Source organism: Blautia sp. An81 (assembly GCF_002161285.1).
Taxonomy (GTDB): Bacteria; Bacillota; Clostridia; order Lachnospirales; family Lachnospiraceae; genus Blautia; species Blautia ornithocaccae.
On sequence record NZ_NFHH01000004.1, the window covers coordinates 194,131 to 219,221 of the forward strand.

Consider the following 25,091-nt stretch of genomic DNA (forward strand, 5'->3'; position numbering starts at 1 on the left):
TATAGGAGAGTCCTTTGGACTGCCTTATGGAATAAAAAAGTCTGCCCCATGAAACATATGCCAGGAACATCCTGGGTTTCTGCTTCATGGGGCAGCTTTTAAATAAGAATACAGATTCAAAAATTTCAATAGTGGATTTTTACGGAGTCGTGGCTGCAGATTCCGTTGTTGTATCTTCCTTCATTGCAGAAGTATCCAGGCTTCCATCTTCTTTCAGAAAATAAGATTTTCCTTCTATGGTGATCCATCCGGTAGCCATGGAGCCGTCGCCGTTAAAGTAATACTGCTTATCTCCAATCTTTCGCCATCCGGTCATCAGCTGGCCGTTTGCCAGATAGTACCGTTTTCCCTGGCTCTCTACCCAGCCTTCCTGAAGTTTTCCATCTGCAGTGAGATAATACCATTTTCCTTCGCTTTGGAAAAGACCAGTTTTTGCGCTTCCGTCTGTATCTATAAAATACCATTTATCATTTTGCTTCATCCATCCAGGATCTGCCAGGATTCCTTCTGGCGTAAGAAAATAACGCTTTCCATTTACTGTGATCCAGCCGGTCTGCTCTTTGCCGTCTGCGCCTACATAATGACGCTGATTTCCTTCATCTACCCAGGCGTTGGTTACCATGGCGCCGTCCTGTCCCATATAACGGCGGCTTCCATTATTAGTGATCCAGCCTGTAGCCATAGAGCCGTCTTCCCGGAAGAAATATGTCTTGCCGTCGATTTCCTTCATACCTGTGGAAACAGTTCCATTTTCATCCAGGTAGTATCGCTTGCCGTCTTTGTCTGTCCATCCTGGAGATACAGAACCATCATCCATGAACAGATGCTGCTGTCCGTCAATTTCTGTAAATCCTGTTGCCATTACACCGGTAGAAGAAAAATAATATTTTTTTCCATCAATATCGGCCCATCCAATCTTAGGAGAGCCATTTTCGTCCAGATAATATTTCCCACTTTCATCTTCAAACCAGCCGGTCTCAGGAGTTCCATCAGAATCCCGGTAATAAAGAACGCCTTTTTCCTGAACCCAGCCTGTCCGGACATAACCCTGTTCGTCAAAGTAATAAGTTACGCCATCTATTTCCTGACTGGTATTCTGGATAAAAGAACCGTCGTGATATTCAAAACGTCTTCCTGTGCTGTTATATACCCAGTGATCTTCCTGACGGCTGACCTCTCTGTTTTCCCGGGCAATGAGATAATTTTTAACTGTGCCCATAATAAAGGAAGGGAGGAGCAGCAGGAGAAAACCTGAGAAGATAACGAGCAGGGTAAAACATACGCCTTTTACTGTGAATTTCATAGCTTTATCCTCTTTGTATATTTTTGTCTTTTTATTATACATTGAATACCGTCAGTGTACAAGGGGGGAACAAATGTGTTATACTAGCTCCATAGCGGCTAGTCGCCAAATGAGTATAAATGCTCGCCTGGCTTGCTGCTCTATGGTGTAAGGATAATTTACCAGAAGAAGACGGAAGGATAGAGAAGTATGCGTTTAAATAAATATCTCAGCGACAGGGGAATCTGTTCCCGGCGGGAGGCAGACCGGCTCATAGAAGCCGGAAGAGTGGAAGTAAATGGGGAGAAAGCAGTTCCCGGCATGCAGGCAGACCCTACCTGTGTGATACGGATTGACGGTAAAAAGATCGAGCCCACAGAAAAGAAAGTCCTTCTGGCTTTTTATAAACCGAAAGGCGTGGAGTGCACCACAGATACAAGAGTAAAAAATAATGTGATTTCTTATATCAATTATCCTGTCCGGGTATATTATGCAGGAAGGCTGGACAAAGATTCCCAGGGGCTCCTTCTTCTGACAAACCGGGGGGACCTGGCCAACGAGATGATGAAGGCAGGGAACTTTCACGAAAAAGAATATGAAGTAACGGTAGATAAACCAGTTACAGAGGGATTTATACGAAAGATGAGTCAGGGAGTTCCGATTTTGGGAACCATCACCAGAGAATGCAGGGTGTGGAAGACTGGAGAGAAATCCTTTTCTATCGTACTGACCCAGGGACTGAACCGCCAGATACGGAGAATGTGCGAATATCTGGGATATCAGGTGGTCAATCTTAAAAGAGTGCGAATCATGAATATCACTCTGGGAGACATGACTGTGGGAGCCTTAAGAGAGATCCAGGGCCAGGAACTGGAGCTCCTTGAAAAAAAACTGAAGGAGAAGCCTCCTGTCCGGGAAGTGTTCCGGGGAGGAAAACCTGTAAAAAATCCGGGCAAATATCGAACTCCCGGTAAGAAAAAGAAAAGCTGGAGGAAAGATTCCTGATGGATAAGATTGAAAGAATGAAAGAATTGATACCTGTGCTTCAGAAGGCTGCCAAGGCCTATTATCAGGAAGACAGGGAAATTATGAGTAATTTTGAATATGACAAACTGTATGATGAGCTGGAAGCCCTGGAAACAGAGACAGGGGTGACTCTGGCAGGAAGTCCTACAGTATCGGTAGGCTATGAAGCCCTGGAGGAGCTGCCAAAGGAGGCCCATGAAACCCCTATGCTTTCTCTGGACAAGACAAAAGATGTAGAAGCTCTCCGGGATTTTGTGGGGGATCAGAAAACCCTGCTTTCCTGGAAACTGGACGGTCTTACCATAGTCCTTACCTACGGAGATGGAAAACTCCAGAAAGCAGTTACCAGAGGAAACGGCGTAGTGGGAGAGGTTATTACCAATAACGCCCGGGTTTTTAAAAATATTCCCCTTCAGATTTCTTTTAAAGGAGAGCTGGTCCTCAGAGGAGAAGCGATCATCACCTATTCAGATTTTGAAAAGATCAATGAAGAGATCGAAGATGTAGACGCCAGATATAAAAATCCCCGGAATCTCTGCAGCGGTTCCGTACGGCAGTTAAATAATGAGATCACAGCCAGGAGAAATGTTCATTTTTATGCATTTTCTCTTGTGAGAGCCCAGGGGGTGGATTTTCAGAATTCCAGGGAAAAACAGTTTCAGTGGCTGAGGGACCAGGGATTTGATGTGGTGGAATACCGGATGGTAACAAGAGATACTTTAGATAAAGCCATGGACTATTTTGCAGGGCAGGTGGCAAAAAATGATTTTCCTTCAGATGGACTGGTTGCACTGTATGATGATATCGCATACGGAGATTCCCTGGGAAGTACGGCGAAATTTCCCAGAAATTCCTATGCTTTTAAATGGAAGGATGAGACAAGGGAAACTACTTTGAAAGAGATTGAATGGAGTCCTTCAAGAACAGGGCTGATCAATCCCGTAGCAATCTTTGAGCCTGTGGAGCTGGAGGGAACTACAGTGAGCCGGGCCAGTGTCCACAATATCAGTATTATGAAAGAGCTGCAGCTGGGAATCGGAGACAGAATCCAGGTTTATAAGGCAAATATGATCATCCCTCAGATTGCGGAGAATCTTACTCGCAGCGGAAAGCTGGAAATCCCGGATACCTGTCCGGTGTGCGGAAAGGAAGCCAGAGTGGTCAAAACCAACGAGGTAGAATCTCTTTACTGCATGAATCCGGACTGTCAGGCCAAGAAGATTAAATCTTTTACCCTTTTCGTCAGCAGGGATGCTATGAATATAGACGGTCTGTCTGAGGCTACCCTGGAGAAATTTATCCTGAAAGGATTTATCAAAGATTTTGGAGACATTTTTGAAATCGGAAAGTTCCGGGAAGAAATCGTGGAAATGGACGGATTCGGGGAAAAATCCTTTGATAACCTGATGGCCAGCCTGGAGAAGGCAAGGCATACCACACTGCCAAGACTTCTTTATAGTCTGGGGATCGCCAATATAGGACTGGCCAATGCAAAAATGATCTGCAAAGAATTTCACTATGATCTGGAAAAAATGGTCCAGGCTACGGCGGAAGAAATCAGCAGTATAGAAGGAATCGGCCCAGTTATCGCAAAGACTTATACAGAGTATTTTTCTGATGAAGAAAACATGAGAAAATTCCGCCATCTTCTTTCTCATCTGGAACTGGAAGAGGTAAAACAGGAGAGCCGTCTTACCCTGGATGGCAAACAGTTTGTGATCACAGGCAGTGTGAACCACTTTGCCAACAGGGCTGAATTGAAGGAATATATCGAGCAGCGTGGAGGAAAGGTAACGGGAAGCGTTACTTCCAAGACAGATTATCTCATTAACAATGATGCGACTTCCAATTCTTCTAAAAATAAAAAGGCCAGAGAACTGGAAATCCCCATTCTTTCAGAGGAAGATTTCCTTCATATGGCAGAAGAGCAGTAGAAGGATACAAAAGAAGCAGGCAGATAACAGAAGGGGAATTTAGCAGGAGCATTCCCACTTTCATATAAAGGACGGGAGACAGATGCAGAGAAAAGAAATCAAAGAAGAGGGACTAAAAAAGGTAAGAAAAATTATCTACGGCAGGACTCTGGTGGTGGCGGCAGCCTTTCTCATACAGTTTGCTCTGCTGTTAGGCGGATTTATACTTCTCAGTGACTACAGCTATGCGCTGTATGGATTTTTTCTTATTATCAGCGCCAGCGTGGTGATCTATATCTACAATGCCAGAGGAAATCCGGACTTTAAGCTGGTCTGGATGCTGCCCATTGCAGTACTCCCGGTAGTGGGGGCCCTTCTCTATGTATATTTTACCAGCCAGCCGGGCACCAGACTGATCTATAAGCGGCTGAACGTTCTGGCAGAAGAAACCAGGAAATATGTGGTCCAGGAGCCGGAGGTGAAAGAGAGGCTTCGGGAAAGAGACCGGCAGATGGCCCATATGGCAGATTATCTCTCAGAGTATGCAGATGCGCCGGTGTATGACCATACTTCTGTGAAATACTATTCTCTGGGAGATTACCAGTATAAAGATATCCTTTCCCAGCTGAAAAAGGCTGAAAAGTTTATTTTCCTGGAATTCTTTATTGTTGCAGAAGGAGAAATGTGGGAAAGTATCCTGGACATCCTGAAACAGAAAGCAAAAGAAGGTGTTGAGGTCCGGGTGATGTACGACGGTACCTGCGTACTGTCCCTTCTTCCTTATTTCTATCCGGAGCTTCTGGAAAAAGAGGGGATTTCCTGCAAAATGTTTGCCCCTATTAAGCCTATATTTTCTACCCATTATAATAACCGGGATCACCGGAAGATCCTGGTCATTGATGGAAAAACTGCGTTTACCGGCGGAACCAATCTGGCAGATGAATACATTAACAGAAAGATTCGGTTCGGACACTGGAAGGATACAGCGGTGATGATAAAGGGAAAGGCTGTGGAAAGCTTTACCTATATGTTCCTGGAAATGTGGAATGTTTCGGAAAAAAGACCGGAGGATTATCTGCGGTACAAAACGCCCCGGGAATTTTCTATGGCAAATGACGGCTATGTGATCCCATATGGCTCCAGCCCTTACGGCAGTGAGCGAGTGGGAAAACAGATATATATGGATATTCTCAACACAGCCAGGGACTATGTTCATATTATGACGCCCTATCTGATATTAGATCACGAATTCCTTATGACGTTGGTCTACGCGGCAAAACGTGGGGTAGAGGTGCAGATCATCATGCCGCATATTCCGGATAAAAAGACAGCATTCTCCCTGGCTAAGACCTATTATAATGAGCTTCTGGAGGCCGGTGTGGAAATTTATGAATATGAGCCGGGATTTGTTCATGCCAAAGTTTTTGTGTCGGATGATGAAAAGGCAGTGGTGGGAACGGTGAATCTGGATTATCGAAGTTTTTACCACCATTTTGAATGCGGGCTTCTGATGTACCGAAACTCACAGATCCCCTATATAAAGAAGGACTTTCAGGAAACATTGGAAAAGAGTATAAAGATTCAGATTTCAGATTATAAAAAGCTGAAATTAGGTACAAGGGTTCTGGGAAAGGCCTTAAGACCTTTTGCACCGTTAATGTAAAAATCTTGCAGGAAAGCCCTGTTGGTTGTAGAATAAGATAATATGGAGTATTACTCGAAAAAGGATACAGAAAGGTGAGGAGAAAAGATGCCGATTAAAATACAAAGCGATCTTCCGGTAAAGGAAATCCTGGAAAAAGAAAATATATTTGTAATGGACGAAAACCGGGCGGTACATCAGGATATCCGTCCCATACAGATTCTCATTCTGAATCTGATGCCTTTAAAAGAGGAGACGGAGCTGCAGCTCCTCCGTTCTCTTTCCAATACCCCTCTCCAGGTGGATGTTTCTTTTATGATGGTAAAAAGCCACACTTCCAAAAATACAGCCACCAGCCATCTGAATAAGTTCTATCAGACTTTTGATGAAGTGAAAGAGCAGAAGTACGATGGAATGATCATCACCGGAGCTCCGGTGGAGCAGATGGAATTTGAGGAAGTAGATTACTGGGAAGAAATGAAAGAGATCATGGAGTGGACAAAAGAGAATGTCACCTCTACCATATATCTTTGCTGGGCTGCCCAGGCAGGTCTGTACTATCACTATGGACTGAAAAAAAAGATGATGGATCATAAAGTTTTTGGACTGTTTCCTCATAAGGTCATGAACCGGAAGATCCCTCTGGTAAGGGGATTTGACGATGTATTTTTGGCACCTCATTCCCGTCATACAGAAGTGCCTGCAGAGGATATCCATAACTGTAAAGCTCTTACTGTTCTGGCAGAGTCAGAAGAGGCAGGCGTGTTCCTGGCTATGGCCCAGGAAGGACGGCAGATTTTTGTCATGGGACATCCGGAATACGACAGGGTAACCCTGGACCAGGAATATAAGAGAGATCTGGGCAAGGGGCTGCCTATCGATATGCCAAAAGCCTATTATCCCGACGATAACGCAGAAAATAAGCCCCTCCTTTTGTGGAGAGCTCATGCCAACAATCTGTATACCAACTGGCTGAATTACTATGTATATCAGGTAACGCCCTATGATATGGCAGGAACTCCTGATTTTACAAGATAGTAAGAATATATGGCAAAGGTCAGAAGATATCTGAAAATCGATAATTAAAAGTATAGCCGCTGCCTCCCTTTGATGAAGAAAATCTTCTTTCATCAAAGGGAGGCAGCGGCTGTTTAAAAAAGGATTCAATAGAATAGATTATTTATTCTAAAGAGCCGATTGCTTTTTCAGGCTGTATACTTTCTTCGGTCTGTTCCTGAACCTCATGTTTTTTTCTGGTAAGAAGGATTCCGGCAGTCAGCGCTGTAAAGGGGGCGACTGTTACCAGACCAAAGCTTCCCACGACGGTATCCAGAATTTCTGCAGACACATATTTATAATTCAGGATATGGTCAATCGGGGTTCCCTGGGCCATAAAGACCATAAGCAGGGTAATATATCCTCCTGAGTATGCCAGGAGCAGGGTTGTCGTCATAGTTCCCATGGCTGCGCGCCCTACGTTCATGCCGGATTTGGCTGCTTCTTTCCAGGAAATATCCGGCTTTTTCTCTACCACTTCATAAATTGCCGAGGTGATATCCACAGACAGATCCATCATAGCGCCGGAAGCTCCGATGAAAATACTGCTCATGAAGATAGCAGTCAGATCCAGATGCTGAAATCCACTGTAAAGCAGAGACTCTGAGTCAGGCATTACCGCTCCATTGATATGGAATAGATCGGTAAAGAGCATTCCCAGAATACAGGTGGCCAGGATTCCCAGAAGAGAGCCCAGGGACGCTGTTACTGTTCTTTTGTCCACACCGTATACAAAAAATATGATCATAAGGGTAAGGAATACGGTAATCCCAATTCCCACCCAGATGGGAGAATATCCCTTTAGATAAGCTGGGACCAGAATTTTCCATATGGTCAGAATGGTAATGGCAAAAGAAAAGATTGCCTGAAATCCGTTCTTTCCTGTAACTGCGATCAGAAAGACGGCAAAGACTGCCAGCAGGATCAATTCTTTATCCAGGCGGAAGTGGTCTGTGATCACCGCAGAAGAAATTTCATCTCCATTGAGACTGATGGTTAGAAAGGCCTTGTCCCCCTCTTTAAAAATCTTATCCTTTTCCAGAGAACCGCTCAGAAAATTCACTCCTGTGATTTCCTGGCCCTGAAAGGGACCGTTTTGGATTTCCATTACACAAGTCTGCTCTCCGGACTGGATCAGTCCGGAACTTTTAATCGCCGAATTATCCACTTCTGTTACAATTCCCACTGCACGTTCCGACCCCTGATAAATCAAAGCATCCTCATAGCCAGTTGGAATGGCTATGAGGACAGCAATCATAAGTATTCCTATGATGATCGTCAGGAGCATATTTTTCTGTTTATTGAAAAAAATACGCTTCATTCGTTTACTCTACTCCTGTCAAAGATGCTACTTTTTTATAGATATCTGTATTATCGTAATATCCGTCAAATTCTTCCTGTCCCACACCCTGTGCGAAAACTTCTACCGGAAGACCTGTATGAGCGTAGGAACCAAAGTTTACACCGCTCTTGTTATTCAGGATATGTGTGATGGTAACGGTAAGAGGCTCATAGCTTCCGTATTTCACATATTCATCCTGGCCGAATTCTTCCTCTTCTCCGGTTCTGCTCATGGTGGTGTCATATGCTTCTTTCAGCTTATCATACTCATACTGGGTCATAACAAGACTTCCGTCATTGGTGGATTCCGGATGCATATCTGCACTGTCTTTCTGCTGGGTAGCAGTATCGTCAGAAACAGGAGCCTGAAGACCGAACAGTTCTGTTACATCTTTCATAACTGTATCAAAATCGGTTTTGTTTTCTTTATATCCTGCCACATAGTCAGAATCAAATTTAGCATAGGAAATCTTCTGGTTATTAAAATTCTGAAGGAAGGTATCATAGTCAGTTCCGGCATAACCAATGGTAAGACCACCTGTTTCATGGTCACCTGTTACCAGGATCAGAGTTTCGTCCGGATGCTCATTGTAGAAGTCCACAGCCTCTGCAACTGCATCATCCAGAGCAATGGTATCGCTGATAGTTGCTGCTGCGTCGTTTGCATGACATGCCCAGTCAATCTTTCCGCCTTCTACCATCATGAAAAATCCATTTTCGTTATCCAGCATTTCGATTCCCTTGTCTACATAGTCTGCCAGGGCCCACTGTCCATCCTGGAGATCCATATCATAAGGCATAGCATCACTGTCAGCCAGGTGTTCTTCAACGACAATGGTTTTTCCGTCATCTGGAGTCAGCGCTTCAGCCTCGGCCTGAGTTCTGACAACTTTGTATCCGGCTTCTTCTGCTGCTGTGTAAAGATCTTTCTGATCTTCATTTTCCCCTGTAGGCTGTAGAAGAGCTCCGCCGGCAAAATAATCAAATCCGCTTTCTACAAGTTCCAGACCGATATCATAGTAATCGTTTCTGGAAGCCTGATGCGCATAGAAGGCTGCCGGAGTGGCATGATTGAGGTTTACGCTGGAAATTACGCCGATCTTGTAATCTTTCTGGGCTTTCAGTTTTTCTGCGATGGTTTCATATTCCTGTGAGAAATCTTCACTTACGTTGATGCTTCCGCTCCAGGTCTTGTATCCAGTTGCAATAGAAGTTGCTGTTGATGCAGAGTCCGGAGCAAAAGAGGTGCTGTCATAAGTCTGAGCAGAGCCTGCAACCGGGAAGTTCATCATATTCAGGTTGTTCTGGCTGCTCAGTACAGTCTGCTCTTCCCCTTCTACCGTAACTGTCTCTGCATTTTCTGCTGAAGCATTTGCACTCTTAAAATAATTTGTCAGCTGAATCTGCGGATAGCTCATACCGTCTCCGATAAACAAGAAGACATATTTAGGCGTTTTTCCTTCTGTCTGAGCAGCCGCACTGGTTTCTTCTGCTGCAGCTGTCTCCTGAGTTTCTGCATTCACTTCTTCTGTTGCTGTGTTTCCGCAGCCGGCTAAAAGACCTGTTGCCAGCATCATAGAAGCCATAGTCAGACAAATAATTTTTCTCTTCATAAATTTCCTCCTGAGTTGTTTTGTGTTTGCGCGATTTAATATATCATAAAGAGCTAAATACCAACTATCGCTGTTATAATAATTTTAAGTAAAATCTTTGTGAACTATAACAGGGTATAAATACAGGCTTTGAATTGAGTTTTTAAGGGTTTCAAGGTATAATCGGTGATATAGACAAACTTGAGAGAGGAGAGAAAGATGATCGAATGTATCGTAGTAGGCGCCGGAGGCTTTATCGGGGCAGTCTGCCGTTATCTCATAGGACTGATACCGGTAAATGAAAACCTGGATTTCCCTGTTAAGACATTTGCCATAAACATACTGGGCTCTTTTATCATAGGCATGATCGCCGGGCTGGCTTTGAAGAATAATGGCCTGAATCCCAGAGCAGTGCTGTTTTTGAAGGTTGGAATATGCGGAGGGTTTACCACATTTTCTTCCTTTGCTCTGGAAACAGGAGATTTGCTCAAGGGTGGCAATACAGTAACGGCGCTGCTGTATGTGAGCTTAAGTGTAGTGTTAGGTATATTGACAGTGTTTGGTGGGCAGGCTGTGGTACGGTGAAAATGAGGAAGGAGTGAAGCTTCATTATGATTTTGTATCATGCCAGTAAAGAAGTTGTAGAATTTCCAGAAATTCGTAAGACAAGATACACAAAAGATTTTTCTTGGGGATTTTATTGTACAAATAATTTAGAGCAGGCAATTAGGTGGGCAAACAGAGGAGAGGGGACTCCGATTGTTAATTATTATAATTATACTTTAGACGAATCTCTTTCTATTCTAAAATTTGAAAAGATGTGCGATGAGTGGCTGGATTTTATAGCAGAATGTAGAAGTGGGAAAATACATTCTTATGATATTGTAGAGGGACCAATGGCTAATGACACTGTTTGGAACTATGTAAATGACTTTTTGGCAGGAAGGATTACAAGAAAGCAATTTTGGGTTTTGGCAGAGTTTAAATATCCCACACATCAGATCAGTTTTCATACTTTATCGGCTTTAAATTGTTTGTCTTTTGAGAGGAGTGAAATAATCTATGACAGAAAAAGAAAAAAATGACTTTTTTTACGTGTGTGCTCTCATAGAATTTACGGCAAGAAAGACCAGAAATAAAAGAGGAGTCATCGTCCGTGCTATGGGCGAAGAAGGTGTGAAGAAAGAACTGTATGATGCAGAAGTAAACCACTGTCTTTCTTTTGAACAGGTCAGTGATGAAATTATAGACCGTTATAAAATTCCGACAGGAAATTTTGACACGATATCGGATAGTCAATATTCGATTCCAAGTTTTCTGGATATAGGACGTTTATATAGTATTATGATAGAAGACTGTGCAAAACCGGGAGAAGAAGTTCAGGAATTGATAAAAATTTTTACTTCTTTTATCAGTGATGAAATTTCTGATTTCAGTACGGATTTGTATTATCAAAATCCCAGCTATTTGGAATGGTCTTATCGGGAGGGAAGGCTTTTAGAATAAATTGCCTTGCTGAAGTTAATTTACGAGATATAAGAAAGAAAATGATACAGGAGGGGCATATATGGATTATCAAGATTATGTGAAAATGGGACTAGAAGGAGAAGGAAGACTGAAACTGATCTTATGTGGCAGCGTAGAAGAGGAAAAAGATGGAAAAACAGGAGTAGTATCTGTGGTCTTTGCCACAGAAGAGAAGGAGCTTGCAAGAGAGAAACTTCAGGAGTTATTGGAGGAAAGTCCTGAGAATTATTATATGGTTTACAGTGTACCTTTAGATACTGATTTGACGGAACTGGCTCACTATCCGTCTATAGAAATTACCAGAGAGGATTTGCAATAAGGAGAAAAAGAGTGAAAAAGTTACAGGAATATTTTTTATACTTTATGTTTTATTCTATTATCGGCTGGTGCTATGAGGTGTTTTTGGAGGTAGTAGTTTACAGATGGGGATTTTCTAACAGAGGTGTACTTTTCGGCCCATACTGTGTTATTTATGGTTTCGGGGCGCTGATCCTGATTTTTTCTCTGAGCTGGCTCATGAAGAAAAAAATCAGAGTATGGAAACTGAATATTACCCCAATCCTGGTTTTTCTGGGAATTGTGGTGATTACTACAGTAGTAGAGTTGGCGGCCAGCTACATCATGGAAGCTACAAGAGGGGAATGGATGTGGGATTACACCAGATTTGCTTTTAACTTCCAGGGAAGAGTGGCCCTTAACCCCAGCATACGCTTTGGGATCGGAGGAATGATTTTTCTCTATATCCTTCAGCCTCTTTTTGAAAAAGGAGTCAGAAAAATGCCGGAGAAAGTCATTCAGGCGGCGTCTGCTATTCTGGCGATTCTGCTGTGCGCAGATGTGATTTATCTGTTTCTGAAGTAAGGATTTACAAAAGGCTTGAAACAGATAGAAAAATCCGGTATAATGTTTTTCGTCTGAGATACAGACATAAGTTACTTCCAGATATGGAATTGACAGTTCGAGACCATCCTGTCATTAAACAAAACTAGGGACAACAAGAAAGAATTATGAAGTTGTTGACGCAGGACTGTCACATATGAAATCCAGATATAGAAAAATATCCTGGATTCTGTTGTGTGGCGGTTCTGCTTTTTCTGTTTGGAGGTGAACGAATATGGATAATCCTGCAAAAATGAGCCGGGTGCAGAAAATGACTTTTTCTGCAATGGTCATGGCAATGTATATTGTCATTCTCTATTTTACCCAAAGTTTCTCTTTTGGCGCATATCAGATCCGCATCGCTACGGCTCTGTATGCTCTTGCATATCTGTTTCCGTTCCTGGTTTTACCCCTTGGTCTCGCCAATTTTATATCGAACATGTTATTCGGCGGATTCGGCATTATTGATATGCTGGGCGGCTGCATCGTAGGAATGATCGCTGCAGCCTGCATTGTATTGATCCGCAGGAAAAACTGGAACCAGGTACTGATCACAGTTCCCATTGTACTGGTGCCTGGGCTGGGAGTGGCTACCTATCTGTCTTATTTTCTTTCCATGCCATATCCTCTTATGGCGGTGAATCTCTGCATAGGGCAGCTGATCCCCTCTATCGTGGGAGTGGTCATGGTTAAAGCTCTGGAGAAAGTGCTATATCCGGGAAGAACAGCCGGTATAACAGGAAAGCAGAGGACAGAACACTGAAAAATCCAGCCGGGAAGCATGGCTTCTGCGGCTGGAAAGTTTATAAGATTCTTTATAAAGGAGTAAATGAGAAATGAGCGGAAGAACAGAGAAAGAACTGGAAGGAGTTTCTCTTCTGGGAAATCAGAAAGTCTCTTATCCATCGGACTATGCCCCGGAGGTGCTGGAAACATTTCCAAACAAGCATCCGGAAAATGATTACTTTGTGAAATTTAACTGTCCGGAGTTTACCAGCCTGTGTCCTATGACAGGACAGCCGGACTTTGCCACTATTTATATATCTTATGTGCCTGGAGAGAAAATGGTGGAAAGCAAGTCTCTGAAGCTGTATCTTTTCAGCTTCAGGAACCATGGAGATTTTCATGAGGACTGCGTAAATATCATTATGAAAGACCTGATAAGGCTGATGGATCCAAAATATATTGAAGTATGGGGGAAATTTACCCCCAGAGGGGGAATCTCCATTGACCCCTATTGTAATTATGGGAAATCAGGCACAGTCTGGGAGAAAGTGGCCTTTGAACGGCTGACTCATCATGACCTGTACCCGGAAAAAGTGGATAACCGATAGGAGGAGCAGACATGGGAGATAAAGCAATGGTTTTATTCAGCGGCGGTATTGACAGCACTACCTGCCTGGGCCTGGCTATAGAAAAATACGGAAAAGAAAATGTGATTCCTCTTTCTGTTTTTTATGGACAGAAACATGAAAAAGAAGTGGAGGCAGCCAGAAAAATTCTGGAATATTATGAAATCAAGGGCATGGAAATGGACCTGTCTTCAATTTTTGCCTACAGTAGCTGTTCCCTTCTTGCCCATTCCCAGGAAGAGATACCAGAGTCTTCTTACGGAGAGCAGCTGGCACAGACAGGCGGAGCGCCGGTATCTACCTATGTACCTTTTCGAAACGGGCTTTTCTTGTCCTGTGCCGCCAGTCTGGCTCTTTCCCTGGACTGCAGCGTGGTCTATTATGGCGCTCATCGGGATGACGCTGCAGGAAATGCCTATCCGGACTGCAGCCGGGCTTTTTACGACAGTATGAATCAGGCGGTTTATGAAGGCAGCGGAAAAGCTCTTTACATAGAGGCGCCCTTTATTGATAAAAATAAAGCTGAAATCGTGGCGGAAGGTCTGAGATTGAAGGTCCCATATGAGTTTACATGGAGCTGTTATGAGGGAAAGGAATTTCCCTGCGGAGTGTGCGGTACCTGCATTGACCGGCAGAAAGCTTTTGAGGCAAATGGAATAAAAGACCCGGCTTTGGGGGAATAATCTTAAATGCAGAATGTTTTCAGAAAGTTTACAAAATCATGATTTTTTTCTTTACAGTAAAGCATTAGAATGGTAGATATGAGATAAGAGCCGGAATATGGAGCAGATTGGGAGACAGGCAATAGATAGAACGGCTAAGGATCTAATCATAATTGTGAAATACTATGAAAGGATAGGAGAGGAAAGCCGTGGTTTACTGTATTGAGCCTAAGGGAGAATTCCGAAAATCTCTGATGCATATACTGGAATCTTGTGGTTATGCGTCAGAAGCAGTCCCCTCAGGAAAGGAACTGCTGGAAGTTTTAAAACAGCATCGTCCGGAACTGATTCTTCTGGACTATGATCTGCCCGGGGAAAAAGGGCTGGAGATTCTGGATGTGCTAAGAGATTCTTTTGAATATGTCCAGATTCCCGTTATCATGGTTTCAGATACAAATGAGGGATTCAGAAAAGCCCAGTGCTTCGACCATGGGGCAGATGACTATCTGTCTGGAACTATGGGAAGAGTGGAAATGATGGCCAGGATTCGGGCAGTGCTCCGCCGGGCGGAGAGATATAAATATGGGGACGAGTGTGTCCGGATACAATAATAGAAAAGGTTCAGCAGGAATAGAACTCCAGAAAGGTGGAAGTCAGATTTGAATCAAATCTGACAAGGGATAAGGTCGAAAGATTAAGAAATTGAATATAAACCGTAGGATTCGGCAAGGAATACGGCTTTATATTCAAGAAGTCGGATTTAAACCGTAGAAATTCAGTAAGAAGTACGGATATAAACTTAGAATGTTGATTTATAACCGTACCAAAGGCAGTCAAAAGCGGGGCAGCCCCACGAGAATTTTATTTCTCGTGGGGCTGCCCCTTTAAGATTGGATTAATCCATGTATTTTTTCAAAGTAGCTCTTACGGCACCAGGTCCGGCAATCTCTTCTTTGAACATTTCCTCGATCTTATCGCCGATACCTGCCTGATACAGGTCGATTCCAAAGATGTTGGCGTTGGAAAGAATAGACTTTAACTGTCCGGTGTAAGTTTCCGGTTTGCCTACCTCAATGCCTTCCAGTACTTTAGACAGTTCAGGAAGCATTGGGTCAGCGGAAAGCTCGAATTTCTCGCCTTCGTCATTTACGCCCAGGAGATATCTGCACCATCCTGCAATAGCCAGAGGAATTGCAGTGAGCTTTTTGGCATCGCCGTATTTTTCCACATAGGATTTAATGGTTTCGCCATAGCGGATGCCTACCTTCTGTGAAGTATCTGTTGCGATACGCTGTGGTGTGTCAGGCATAAATGGATTTGGAATTCTTACGTTGATAACTTCGTCAACGAAATCAGCAGGAGAGAGGATGCCAGGATCTGTAACAACAGGCATGCCTTCTACGGGACCGATCTCATGAACCAGTTTATTTAACTGAGAATCTTTCATCTCATCAGCAATCAGTGTGTAACCCAGTACACAGCCGTATACAGCCAGTGCTGTGTGGAGAGGATTCAGGCAGGTGGTAACCTTCATTCTCTCTACTTTATTAACCGTGTCTCTGTCCGTCATATATACGCCGGCTTTTTCGAGAGCAGGTCTTCCGTTGGGGAACTTGTCCTCGATAACCAGATACTGAGGTCCTTCTGCATTTACAAAAGGAGCGATATAGGTTCTCTTGGAGGTGATAACAGGAGCAATGTCTTCCACTCCGGCTTTCTCCAGATCTGCACATACGGAATCTGCAGGTCTTGGTGTGATTTTGTCGATCATGGACCATGGGAAGGAAACCTGTTTCTCATCAGAAATATAGTCCACGAATCCCTGATCTACAAATCCTTTTGCCAGCCATTCTTTTGCCATGGTGGTGATAGAGTTCTGGAGTTTCTCGCCATTGTGAGAGCAGTTATCCATGGAAACTACTGCCAGAGGATATTTTCCGGCTTTGTAACGCTCAAAGAGAAGAGCACATACAACTGCCATAGCAGCGCCCGGTTTCTCCGGACCGTTGTCGATGTCGGCCTGAATAAATGGGAAATAATTTCCGTCAGCGCCTTTTAAAGCATAGCCTTTTTCTGTGATGGTGAAAGAGATCATCTGAAGACCCGGATCAACAAAGATTTCTTTCAGGCGGTTCCAGTATTCCGGAACATTGGACTGAGCTTTGATGGCCTCTGTAAGAGATCCCAGAACCTTCTTGTCTGTGGAGCCGTCAGCCTTTAAAGTAACAGCTAATACCAGATTGTCGTAAGGCACGTAGATTTTATCTACTACGTCGAAGTCGAAAGTTTCCACACAGGTGATACCTTTGTCAGCTGCACCATTGGAAATCAGTGTGTCAGCCAGACCGCCGATGAAGATACGGAAGATATTTCCTGCTCCGAAGTGTACCCATACAGGAGCTTTCTTTGTGTTTTCAGCTACTTTTGCAACATCATAAGATGGAAGAGCGATACCGGCTGCTTCCCAGTCCTTTGTGTTTTTCAGACCTTCTAAAGTCAGTTTCATAATCTACACACGATCCTTTCTTTTTATTATTTTGCTTCTTTTGCCTGTTTCTCTACAGATTCCCAAAGTCCGCAGATATAAGCGGCGCCAAGGGCACGGTCATAAAGTCCATATCCTGGCATTGCCTTTTCGCCCCAGATCATACGTCCGTGGTCAGGACGGATAGGTCCTTCAAATCCTGATTCATACAGAGCTTTTACTACTGCGTACATATCGAAAGTTCCGTCGGAGCTTAAGTGAGCGCTTTCCTCGAAATCTCTCATGCCGTCGTTGAAACGAAGGTTTCTTACATGAGCAAAGTGGATTCTGCCTTTCAGCATTTTAATAGTGGCGATCAGGTCGTTGTTTAAGTTGGTTCCATAGGAGCCCATGCAGAAGGTTACACCGTTGTGTTTATTTGGAACAGCGTCCATCATTCTTTTCAGTTTTTCCTGAGAAGAAATGATACGGGGCAGTCCGAATACGCTCCAGGAAGGATCGTCTGGATGAATAGCCATGTTGATGTCGTATTTGTCACATACCGGCATAATGGCTTTCAGGAAGTATACCAGATTGTCAAAAAGTTTTTCTTCATCAATGTCTTTATACAGAGCGAAGAGTTCTTTTACTTTCTCCATACGTTCCGGCTCCCAGCCTGGCATTACAGTACCGTTCATGTCATTTTTGATGCTGTCGAACATCTTTTCCGGATCCATGCTGTCAATGGTATCCTGGCTGTAAGCGAGAACTGTAGAACCATCGTCTCTCTTACGCTCCAGCTCTGTTCTTGTCCAGTCGAAAACAGGCATGAAGTTGTAGCATACCATATGAACATCAGCTTTTCCCAGGTTTTCCAGGGTTTCAATGTAAGCTTCGATATCTTTATCACGTTCCGGAGCTCCTGTTTTAATAGCATCGCTTACGTTTACGCTTTCGATACCTGCAAGATGAAGACCGGCGTCTTCTACTTCTTTCTTCATTGCCATGATCTCGTCCAGAGTCCATACTTCACCGGGCATTTTGTCATACAGAGTGGTGATGATTCCCTTTACATAGCAGCTCTGACGAATCTGTTCCAGAGTTACAGTGTCGTGGTCTTTGCCGTACCAGCGCATTGTCATTTCCATAATAAATACCTCACTTTCGATTTATGATTTTATTATAATGGACGAGGGAAAAAAAAGCCAATTGATAAGTTTGTTGTATACATTGCAAAACTTGCGGTTTTGTACTAAAATAGATACAGAAATCTATATAAATTCATAGGGAGAAAAAGAAAATTATGAAAAAAAACCTGAAAACTCAGTTTTTGACTCGACAGTATATGCTTTCAAGGGATTATGAACTATACTATTACAGTGACAGCCACATGGCAAACGTAGACAGTCATGCCCATGATTACTATGAATTTTATTTTTTTCTGGAGGGAACTGTTTCCTACCTTATTGAAGAACAGCTTTACAGTCTAAAGGCAGGGGATGTAGTGGTAATCCCTCCGGGTATTTATCATAAAGCAGTTATTCATGACTCAGAGAAGCCCTACAGCCGTTTTGTCTTTTGGATCAGTATGGACTATTATGAGAGAATCCGTCAGATGTCCGAAGAATATTTCTATATTATCCGTCTTGCCAGGGAGAAACCGCAATATGTTTTTCATAATGATGCAGTGGACTTCAGCAGTATCCAGTCCAGAATCTTTCATTTGATTGAGGAGATACACTGGGACAGGTTTGGAAAAGAAGAAAAAATTTTTATCGGTATCTGCGATCTTTTTCTCCACCTCAGCCGAATGGCCTATGAGAGAACGCATCCAAGAAGGCTGAAGGAGGATCAGAACTTGTATGAAAATATCATCCAGTATATAGATACCCAGTTGGACCAGGATTTATCCCTGGAGTATCTGGCTGGAAAATTTTATGCCAGCAAGTATCATATTGCCCATATTTTCAAGGAAAATACAGGAATATCCATACATCAGTATATTATGAAAAAGAGACTGGCTGCCTGTCAGGACGCCATACTCAGTAACATCAGTATAACCAAGGCTTATCTTATGTTTGGCTTTAAAGATTATTCCAGTTTTTACCGGGCATTTAAAAAGGAATATGGGATTTCTCCAAAAGAATACCGGGATATGAAGATACAGCTTCAGCAGCGAAGTCCCCAGAAAAAGGAAAACGTTCCCTGAAAGCCTGTTAGAATTTTCTAGAAAAAAGAGAACCGCTGTGTTTGTGGAATTTCCTCAATGCAGCGGTTCTTTTAGGACAGGTCAATAAATAATTTAGTTATCTTCCTGGGTCATGGTGTATACAGTACGTTTCCTTGCCATTTCATCATTGGCCAGGTATTCATCATAAGTGGTGATCTTGTCGATCATAGTGCCGGTTGGCAGGATCTCCATGATACGGTTGGCAGTAGTCTGGACAATCTGGTGGTCATGAGAAGCGAAAAGGATCACGCCGGGGAATTTGATCATACCGTTGTTCAGCGCTGTGATAGACTCCATATCCAGGTGGTTGGTAGGTTCATCAAAAATCAGCACATTAGCACCGGAGATCATCATCTTAGAGAGAAGACATCTTACCTTTTCTCCTCCTGAAAGTACCCGTACTTTTTTCACACCGTCTTCTCCAGGGAAAAGCATACGTCCCAGGAATCCACGGACATAGGTGGCGTCTTTAATCTCAGAATAGCCTGTAAGCCAGTCTGCAATAGTCAGATCATTGTCAAATTCCTTGGTGCTATCCTTGGGGAAGTAAGACTGGGATGTGGTAACGCCCCATTTGTAAGTTCCTTCGTCTGGTTCCATTTCTCCCATGAGGATCTGGAAGAGTACAGTTTTGGCTCTTTCATTGCCGCCTACAAAAGCTACTTTGTCTTCTCTTCCGAGAGTAAAGGAGATATTGTCCAGAATCTTAACGCCGTCAATGGTTTTGGAAAGTCCCTCTACCATCAGTACCTCATTTCCGATTTCACGATTAGGGCGGAAATCGATGTAAGGATATTTTCTGCTGGAAGGACGGATCTCGTCTAACTGGATCTTTTCCAGAGCGCGTTTTCTGGAAGTAGCCTGCTTGGACTTGGAAGCATTTGCAGAGAACCGGGAGATAAATTCCTGGAGTTCTTTGATCTTTTCCTCTTTTTTGCGGTTGGCTTCCTTCATCTGTTTGATCAGAAGCTGGCTGGACTCATACCAGAAATCATAGTTTCCGGCATAGAGCTGGATTTTTCCATAGTCAATATCTGCGATATGGGTACATACCTTATTCAGGAAATAACGGTCATGGGATACCACGATCACGGTGTTATCAAAATTGATGAGGAATTCTTCCAGCCATTCAATGGCGTCCAGATCCAGGTGGTTGGTAGGCTCGTCCAAAAGCAGGATATCCGGATTTCCGAAAAGGGCCTGGGCAAGGAGTACTTTGACCTTCTGGCTTCCGTTTAAATCTGCCATCTGGGAATAGTGAAGATCTGTTTCGATGCCCAGCCCGTTTAGAAGCATAGCTGCATCAGATTCTGCCTCCCAGCCGTTCATCTCAGCAAATTCACCTTCCAGTTCGCTGGCACGGATACCATCTTCATCGGTAAAGTCTTCTTTGGCGTAGATGGCCTCTTTTTCTTTCATGATATCATAGAGGCGCTGATTTCCCATGATCACGGTATCCAGTACCGGATAAGCGTCATATTTAAAATGGTTCTGCTGCAGGAATGAGAGACGCTGACCAGGAGTGATGGAGATATCTCCTTTGGTGGTCTCTAGCTGCCCGGAGAGGATTTTCAGGAAAGTAGACTTTCCTGCTCCGTTAGCTCCAATCAGGCCGTAGCAGTTTCCTTCTGTAAATTTAATATTGACATCCTCAAACAGTGCTTTCTTACCAATACGTAATGTAACATTATTTGCTGCAATCATTTCTTTAATTTCCCTCACTTTTCTCTTGTTAAAGAATTGTTAGTGCGTAATCTCTTCTATTTTACCGTAAAAACGGGATTTTGCAAGCCTTTCTTGCAGAAACTTAGAACAAAAATATCTTGATAATTACGGTACAGATTGGTATAATATTTTACAAAAGTCCCGGATGCCAGTTCGGGAAGTCTTGAATGAAAACCACAGGGAAGGAAAGTATTCATGTTAATTACAAGAGAGTGCGACTATGCAGTGCGGATCGTCCGGGCTCTGGCAGGTGGAGAAAAGCTCTGTGTGAACCAGATCTGTGAAAAGGAAGATCTGACACCGGCATTTGTCTATAAAATATTGAAAAAACTGGAGAAAAAAGATATTGTGAAAAGTTTCAGGGGCAGCAATGGAGGATATGCCCTGAAAAAGTCTCTGGAAGAACTTACGCTTCTGGACGTATATCTGGCTGTGGAGCCGGATTTTTATATGATCGAGTGCATGAACCCGGATAAGGCCTGCGTTCATAATCAGTCAGACTGCGGCTGCAAAGTACACAGCGAATTATGCAGGATACAAAACACATTGGTGAATGAACTGCGGGCTCATACCATAGCAGAAATAATGGAATAGATATAGGATGACAATAGATAACGCCTTTTTTATTATAGAAATACCGGTACCGGCACCTCGGCAAAATGTCCATAGCCCAGGTGCCGGTATTTGTTTTTTTGTAAAAACATTGGATTTTCTCTGATTTTATAAATAGACATGCCTGTTAAATCGTGCTATAATTCTCATAGACTTCAGGTTAGAAGTGGAATATTGTTCAAAACAATTTTCAAGGAGGAAAAAATCAAATGGCTAGAAAGATGAAAACCATGGATGGTAATCATGCAGCAGCTCATGCTTCCTACGCATATTCAGATGTTGCAGCTATCTATCCAATTACCCCGTCATCTGTAATGGCTGAAGCCACAGACGAATGGGCAACACAGGGAAGAAAGAACATTTTCGGACAGGAAGTTCAGGTTACTGAAATGCAGTCTGAAGCCGGTGCAGCCGGTGCAGTTCACGGTTCTCTGGCAGCTGGTGCCCTGACTACAACATATACTGCATCTCAGGGCCTTCTGCTGATGATCCCAAATCTTTACAAAATCGCCGGTGAGCAGCTTCCGGGCGTATTTAACGTATCCGCTCGTGCTCTGGCAAGCCATGCATTATCTATCTTCGGTGATCACTCCGATGTTTATGCATGTCGTCAGACAGGCTGCGCTATGCTGTGTGAATCTTCCGTACAGGAAGTTATGGACCTGACACCAGTTGCACACTGTGCAGCTATCAAAGGAAAAGTTCCATTCATTAACTTCTTCGACGGATTCCGTACATCTCACGAGATCCAGAAGATCGAGACATGGGATTATGAAGACTTAAAGGATTTAGTAGATATGGATGCTGTTGATGCATTCCGTAAACATGCATTAAATCCAAATCATCCATGCCAGAGAGGTTCTGCTCAGAACCCTGATATCTTCTTCCAGGCAAGAGAAGCATGTAATCCATACTACGATGCTCTGCCGGCAATCGTACAGGAATACATGGACAAAGTAAATGCTAAGATCGGAACAAACTACAAACTGTTCAACTACTACGGAGCAGAAGACGCAGAGCATGTGATCATCGCTATGGGTTCTGCATGTGAGACAATCGAGGAAACCATCGATTACTTAATGGCTCAGGGCAAAAAGGTTGGTCTTGTTACTGTTCGCCTGTACAGACCATTCAGCGCTGAAGCACTGGTAAATGCGATTCCTGATTCTGTAAAACAGATTTCCGTATTAGACAGAACAAAAGAGCCAGGTTCTCTTGGCGAGCCTCTGTACTTAGACGTTGTAGCAGCTCTGAAGGGAACAAAATTCAATGATGTACCTGTATTCACAGGCCGTTACGGATTAGGTTCCAAAGATACAACACCTGCTCAGATCGTTGCTGTATACGAAAACACAACAAAACAGAAATTCACAATCGGTATCGTAGATGACGTTACAAACTTATCTCTGGAAGTTGGCGCTCCTCTGGTTACTACACCGGAAGGAACCATCAACTGCAAGTTCTGGGGATTAGGAGCTGACGGTACTGTTGGAGCAAACAAGAACTCCATCAAGATCATCGGTGACAACACAGATATGTACGCTCAGGCATATTTTGATTACGACTCTAAGAAATCCGGCGGTGTTACAATGTCTCACCTGCGTTTCGGTAAGAGCCCGATCAAATCCACATACCTGATCAAACAGGCAAACTTTGTAGCATGCCACAATCCTTCCTATATCAACAAATACAACATGGTACAGGAACTGGTTGACGGCGGTACATTCCTGCTGAACTGCCCATGGGATATGGAAGGCCTTGAAAAACATCTGCCAGGACAGGTGAAATCCTTCATCGCTAACCACAACATCAAGTTCTATGTGATCGACGGTATCAAGATCGGTAAAGAGATCGGACTTGGCGGACGTATCAATACAGTTCTTCAGTCTGCATTCTTTAAACTGGCTAACATCATTCCGGAAGAGCATGCTATTGAATTAATGAAAGCTGCTGCAAAAGCAACATACGGAAGAAAAGGTGACGCTATCGTTCAGATGAACTATGACGCTATCGATGCAGGTGCAAAACAGGTTGTTGAAGTACAGGTTCCGGAAAGCTGGAAGAGCTGTGCAGATGAAGGTCTTGTAATGGCACATGCTGAAAGCGGACGTGAGGACGTTGTTGAATTCGTTAATACAATTCAGGCAAAAGTAAATGCTCAGGAAGGAAACTCTCTGCCAGTATCTGCTTTCAAAGATTATGTAGACGGTACAACTCCATCCGGATCTTCTGCATATGAAAAACGTGGTATCGCTGTGGATATCCCTGTATGGAATCCAGACAACTGTATCCAGTGTAACCGCTGTGCATATGTCTGCCCACATGCAGTTATCCGTCCGGTAGCCCTGACAGAAGAAGAAGCTGCTGCAGCTCCAGAAGGAATGCAGACACTGCCTCTGACAGGTATGAAAGAATACAAATTCACTATGACTGTATCTGCTTACGACTGTACAGGATGCGGTTCCTGTGCAAATGTCTGCCCAGGTAAGAAAGGTGCAAAAGCCCTTACTATGGAAAACATGGAAGCAAATGCAGGGGTACAGAAATACTTTGACTACGGCGTAACATTACCTGAAAAAGAAGATGTTATCGCTAAATTCAAAGAGAATACAGTAAAAGGTTCTCAGTTCAAACAGCCTCTCCTTGAGTTCTCAGGAGCTTGTGCAGGATGTGGTGAGACACCTTACGCAAAACTGATCACACAGCTGTTCGGTGACAGAATGTACATCGCAAATGCTACAGGATGCTCCTCTATCTGGGGTAACTCTTCACCATCCACACCATACACAGTAAATGCGAAAGGACAGGGTCCTGCATGGTCCAACTCTCTGTTCGAAGATAATGCTGAGTTTGGTTATGGTATGCTGCTGGCTCAGAAAGCAATCCGTGGCGGATTAAAGGAAAAAGTTGAGTCTGTAATGGCTAATGAAAATGCTTCTGAAGAAGTAAAAGCTGCATGCAAAGAGTGGCTGGATACATTCAACAGCGGAATCACTAACGGAGCTGCTACAGATAAATTAGTAGCTGCACTGGAAGGTGTTGACTGTGACGTATGCAAAGACATTGTTAAGAACAAAGACTTCCTGGCTAAGAAATCTCAGTGGGTATTCGGCGGTGACGGCTGGGCATACGACATCGGCTTCGGCGGTGTTGACCATGTACTGGCTTCCGGACAGGATATCAACGTAATGGTATTCGATACAGAAGTTTACTCCAACACAGGTGGACAGTCTTCTAAATCTACACCTACAGGTGCTGTTGCACAGTTCGCTGCAGGCGGTAAAGAGGTTAAGAAGAAAGATATGGCTTCTATCGCTATGAGCTATGGTTATGTATACGTAGCACAGATTGCTATGGGTGCTGACTTCAACCAGACTGTTAAAGCAATTGCAGAAGCAGAAGCATATCCGGGACCATCTCTGATCATCGCTTATGCTCCATGTATCAACCATGGTATCAAGAAAGGTATGAGCAAAGCTCAGACTGAGGAAGAACTGGCAGTTAAGTGCGGATACTGGCACAACTTCCGCTTCAATCCTGCTGCTGAGAATAAGTTCACACTGGATTCCAAAGCTCCAACAGCTGATGATTACCAGGCATTCCTTGACGGAGAGGTTCGTTACAATTCTCTGAAACGCTCCAATCCTGAAAAGGCAGCAAGACTCTTTGCTAAGAACGAGGAAGAAGCAAAAGAGAGATATGCATATCTCCAGAAGCTGGTTACTCTGTACAGCAAAACAGAAGAGTAAGCTTTATCATAGAATAATAGAATTATAAATGTGTCCAAA

The 25,091-nt window shown here is 43.5% G+C and carries 22 protein-coding genes; 16 read left to right on the top strand and 6 right to left on the bottom strand.

Annotated elements, in window-relative coordinates; all coding sequences use genetic code 11:
* Positions 1-139: 139 nt before the first annotated feature.
* Entirely contained in the window at positions 140-1,303 is a 1,164-nt protein-coding gene (locus B5G33_RS05740; RefSeq protein WP_087416997.1) for a cell wall-binding protein, read from the bottom strand.
* Positions 1,304-1,492: 189 nt separating this feature from the next.
* Between B5G33_RS05740 and B5G33_RS05745 the strand changes: the two genes are divergently transcribed.
* From B5G33_RS05745 to metA, 4 genes are all read left to right on the top strand, one after another.
* Complete coding sequence (locus B5G33_RS05745) at positions 1,493-2,287, top strand: pseudouridine synthase (RefSeq protein ID WP_087416998.1); 795 nt, start codon at positions 1,493-1,495, stop codon at positions 2,285-2,287.
* On the top strand, positions 2,287-4,242 hold the full coding sequence (gene ligA / locus B5G33_RS05750; protein WP_087416999.1) for an NAD-dependent DNA ligase LigA: 1,956 nt from the start codon (positions 2,287-2,289) through the stop codon (positions 4,240-4,242). The genes B5G33_RS05745 and ligA overlap by 1 nt, the downstream gene beginning before the upstream one ends.
* A gap of 82 nt (positions 4,243-4,324) precedes the next feature.
* A complete protein-coding gene (gene cls, locus B5G33_RS05755; RefSeq protein ID WP_087268996.1) occupies positions 4,325-5,884 on the top strand; it encodes a cardiolipin synthase in 1,560 nt (519 codons plus the stop codon).
* 87 nt (positions 5,885-5,971) lie between these two features.
* The gene (gene metA / locus B5G33_RS05760; RefSeq protein WP_087268993.1) at positions 5,972-6,901 is read left to right on the top strand and encodes a homoserine O-acetyltransferase MetA; all 930 of its coding nucleotides are present in this window, start codon (positions 5,972-5,974) and stop codon (positions 6,899-6,901) included.
* 142 nt (positions 6,902-7,043) lie between these two features.
* Here metA and B5G33_RS05765 read toward each other — a convergent pair whose 3' ends face one another.
* Together B5G33_RS05765 and B5G33_RS05770 are read right to left on the bottom strand one after the other, a co-directional pair.
* Entirely contained in the window at positions 7,044-8,240 is a 1,197-nt protein-coding gene (locus B5G33_RS05765; RefSeq protein WP_087417000.1) for a YibE/F family protein, read from the bottom strand.
* Between the two features lie 4 nt (positions 8,241-8,244).
* A complete protein-coding gene (locus B5G33_RS05770; protein ID WP_087268988.1) occupies positions 8,245-9,873 on the bottom strand; it encodes an alkaline phosphatase in 1,629 nt (542 codons plus the stop codon).
* Between the two features lie 198 nt (positions 9,874-10,071).
* On the opposite strand from B5G33_RS05770, the gene crcB reads away from it, so the two are divergent.
* The 9 genes from crcB (at position 10,072) to B5G33_RS05815 (ending at position 14,883) form a co-directional block, all read left to right on the top strand.
* Entirely contained in the window at positions 10,072-10,437 is a 366-nt protein-coding gene (crcB, locus tag B5G33_RS05775; RefSeq protein WP_087268985.1) for a fluoride efflux transporter CrcB, read from the top strand.
* Positions 10,438-10,463: 26 nt separating this feature from the next.
* Positions 10,464-10,937, top strand: a complete 474-nt coding sequence (locus B5G33_RS05780; RefSeq protein WP_204247342.1) for a DUF3990 domain-containing protein — start codon at positions 10,464-10,466, stop codon at positions 10,935-10,937.
* Complete coding sequence (locus B5G33_RS05785; protein ID WP_087268982.1) at positions 10,915-11,358, top strand: hypothetical protein; 444 nt, start codon at positions 10,915-10,917, stop codon at positions 11,356-11,358. Before B5G33_RS05780 ends, B5G33_RS05785 begins: the two co-directional genes overlap by 23 nt.
* 61 nt (positions 11,359-11,419) lie before the next feature.
* Entirely contained in the window at positions 11,420-11,698 is a 279-nt protein-coding gene (locus B5G33_RS05790) for a hypothetical protein (protein WP_087268979.1), read from the top strand.
* An 11-nt stretch (positions 11,699-11,709) separates the two neighbouring features.
* Complete coding sequence (locus B5G33_RS05795) at positions 11,710-12,240, top strand: putative ABC transporter permease (protein WP_087268976.1); 531 nt, start codon at positions 11,710-11,712, stop codon at positions 12,238-12,240.
* A gap of 253 nt (positions 12,241-12,493) precedes the next feature.
* On the top strand, positions 12,494-13,021 hold the full coding sequence (locus B5G33_RS05800) for a QueT transporter family protein (protein ID WP_087268973.1): 528 nt from the start codon (positions 12,494-12,496) through the stop codon (positions 13,019-13,021).
* Between the two features lie 73 nt (positions 13,022-13,094).
* Entirely contained in the window at positions 13,095-13,592 is a 498-nt protein-coding gene (gene queF / locus B5G33_RS05805) for a preQ(1) synthase (protein WP_087268970.1), read from the top strand.
* An 11-nt stretch (positions 13,593-13,603) separates the two neighbouring features.
* Positions 13,604-14,293, top strand: coding sequence for a 7-cyano-7-deazaguanine synthase QueC (gene queC, locus B5G33_RS05810; RefSeq protein WP_087268969.1), 690 nt, complete (start codon positions 13,604-13,606; stop codon positions 14,291-14,293).
* Positions 14,294-14,481: 188 nt separating this feature from the next.
* Positions 14,482-14,883, top strand: coding sequence for a response regulator (locus tag B5G33_RS05815; protein WP_087268966.1), 402 nt, complete (start codon positions 14,482-14,484; stop codon positions 14,881-14,883).
* A gap of 284 nt (positions 14,884-15,167) precedes the next feature.
* On the opposite strand, the gene B5G33_RS05820 is transcribed toward B5G33_RS05815, so the two are convergent.
* Positions 15,168-16,778: a mannitol dehydrogenase family protein gene (locus B5G33_RS05820; RefSeq protein WP_087268963.1), complete on the bottom strand. Its 1,611-nt coding sequence runs from the start codon at positions 16,776-16,778 to the stop codon at positions 15,168-15,170.
* 26 nt (positions 16,779-16,804) lie between these two features.
* Positions 16,805-17,884, bottom strand: coding sequence for a mannonate dehydratase (gene uxuA / locus B5G33_RS05825; protein ID WP_087268960.1), 1,080 nt, complete (start codon positions 17,882-17,884; stop codon positions 16,805-16,807).
* A 155-nt stretch (positions 17,885-18,039) separates the two neighbouring features.
* Here uxuA and B5G33_RS05830 point away from each other — a divergent pair, with 155 nt between their 5' ends.
* Entirely contained in the window at positions 18,040-18,945 is a 906-nt protein-coding gene (locus B5G33_RS05830) for a helix-turn-helix domain-containing protein (RefSeq protein WP_087268958.1), read from the top strand.
* 93 nt (positions 18,946-19,038) lie between these two features.
* Here the strand turns inward: B5G33_RS05830 and B5G33_RS05835 are convergent, their stop codons facing one another.
* Positions 19,039-20,670, bottom strand: coding sequence for an ABC-F family ATP-binding cassette domain-containing protein (locus B5G33_RS05835; protein ID WP_087417001.1), 1,632 nt, complete (start codon positions 20,668-20,670; stop codon positions 19,039-19,041).
* A 216-nt stretch (positions 20,671-20,886) separates the two neighbouring features.
* Here B5G33_RS05835 and B5G33_RS05840 point away from each other — a divergent pair, with 216 nt between their 5' ends.
* Positions 20,887-21,285 carry an RrF2 family transcriptional regulator gene (locus tag B5G33_RS05840; protein ID WP_087417002.1) on the top strand — a complete coding sequence of 133 codons (399 nt, stop codon included), beginning with the start codon at positions 20,887-20,889 and terminating at the stop codon, positions 21,283-21,285.
* Positions 21,286-21,512: 227 nt separating this feature from the next.
* Positions 21,513-25,052, top strand: coding sequence for a pyruvate:ferredoxin (flavodoxin) oxidoreductase (gene nifJ / locus B5G33_RS05845; protein WP_087417003.1), 3,540 nt, complete (start codon positions 21,513-21,515; stop codon positions 25,050-25,052).
* Positions 25,053-25,091 lie beyond the last annotated feature (39 nt).

Excerpts from the sequence above, each read along its gene's own strand:
- B5G33_RS05780 (WP_204247342.1), top strand. The coding sequence starts at position 10,464 with ATGATTTTGTATCATGCCAGTAAAGAAGTTGTAGAATTTCCAGAAATT.
- uxuA (WP_087268960.1), bottom strand. The coding sequence starts at position 17,884 with ATGGAAATGACAATGCGCTGGTACGGCAAAGACCACGACACTGTAACT.
- queC (WP_087268969.1), top strand. The coding sequence starts at position 13,604 with ATGGGAGATAAAGCAATGGTTTTATTCAGCGGCGGTATTGACAGCACT.
- B5G33_RS05800 (WP_087268973.1), top strand. The coding sequence starts at position 12,494 with ATGGATAATCCTGCAAAAATGAGCCGGGTGCAGAAAATGACTTTTTCT.
- B5G33_RS05840 (WP_087417002.1), top strand. The coding sequence starts at position 20,887 with ATGTTAATTACAAGAGAGTGCGACTATGCAGTGCGGATCGTCCGGGCT.
- B5G33_RS05785 (WP_087268982.1), top strand. The coding sequence starts at position 10,915 with ATGACAGAAAAAGAAAAAAATGACTTTTTTTACGTGTGTGCTCTCATA.
- ligA (WP_087416999.1), top strand. The coding sequence starts at position 2,287 with ATGGATAAGATTGAAAGAATGAAAGAATTGATACCTGTGCTTCAGAAG.
- queF (WP_087268970.1), top strand. The coding sequence starts at position 13,095 with ATGAGCGGAAGAACAGAGAAAGAACTGGAAGGAGTTTCTCTTCTGGGA.
- B5G33_RS05765 (WP_087417000.1), bottom strand. The coding sequence starts at position 8,240 with ATGAAGCGTATTTTTTTCAATAAACAGAAAAATATGCTCCTGACGATC.
- B5G33_RS05820 (WP_087268963.1), bottom strand. The coding sequence starts at position 16,778 with ATGAAACTGACTTTAGAAGGTCTGAAAAACACAAAGGACTGGGAAGCA.
- B5G33_RS05830 (WP_087268958.1), top strand. The coding sequence starts at position 18,040 with ATGAAAAAAAACCTGAAAACTCAGTTTTTGACTCGACAGTATATGCTT.
- cls (WP_087268996.1), top strand. The coding sequence starts at position 4,325 with ATGCAGAGAAAAGAAATCAAAGAAGAGGGACTAAAAAAGGTAAGAAAA.
- nifJ (WP_087417003.1), top strand. The coding sequence starts at position 21,513 with ATGGCTAGAAAGATGAAAACCATGGATGGTAATCATGCAGCAGCTCAT.
- B5G33_RS05790 (WP_087268979.1), top strand. The coding sequence starts at position 11,420 with ATGGATTATCAAGATTATGTGAAAATGGGACTAGAAGGAGAAGGAAGA.
- B5G33_RS05745 (WP_087416998.1), top strand. The coding sequence starts at position 1,493 with ATGCGTTTAAATAAATATCTCAGCGACAGGGGAATCTGTTCCCGGCGG.
- metA (WP_087268993.1), top strand. The coding sequence starts at position 5,972 with ATGCCGATTAAAATACAAAGCGATCTTCCGGTAAAGGAAATCCTGGAA.
- B5G33_RS05835 (WP_087417001.1), bottom strand. The coding sequence starts at position 20,670 with ATGATTGCAGCAAATAATGTTACATTACGTATTGGTAAGAAAGCACTG.
- B5G33_RS05770 (WP_087268988.1), bottom strand. The coding sequence starts at position 9,873 with ATGAAGAGAAAAATTATTTGTCTGACTATGGCTTCTATGATGCTGGCA.
- crcB (WP_087268985.1), top strand. The coding sequence starts at position 10,072 with ATGATCGAATGTATCGTAGTAGGCGCCGGAGGCTTTATCGGGGCAGTC.
- B5G33_RS05740 (WP_087416997.1), bottom strand. The coding sequence starts at position 1,303 with ATGAAATTCACAGTAAAAGGCGTATGTTTTACCCTGCTCGTTATCTTC.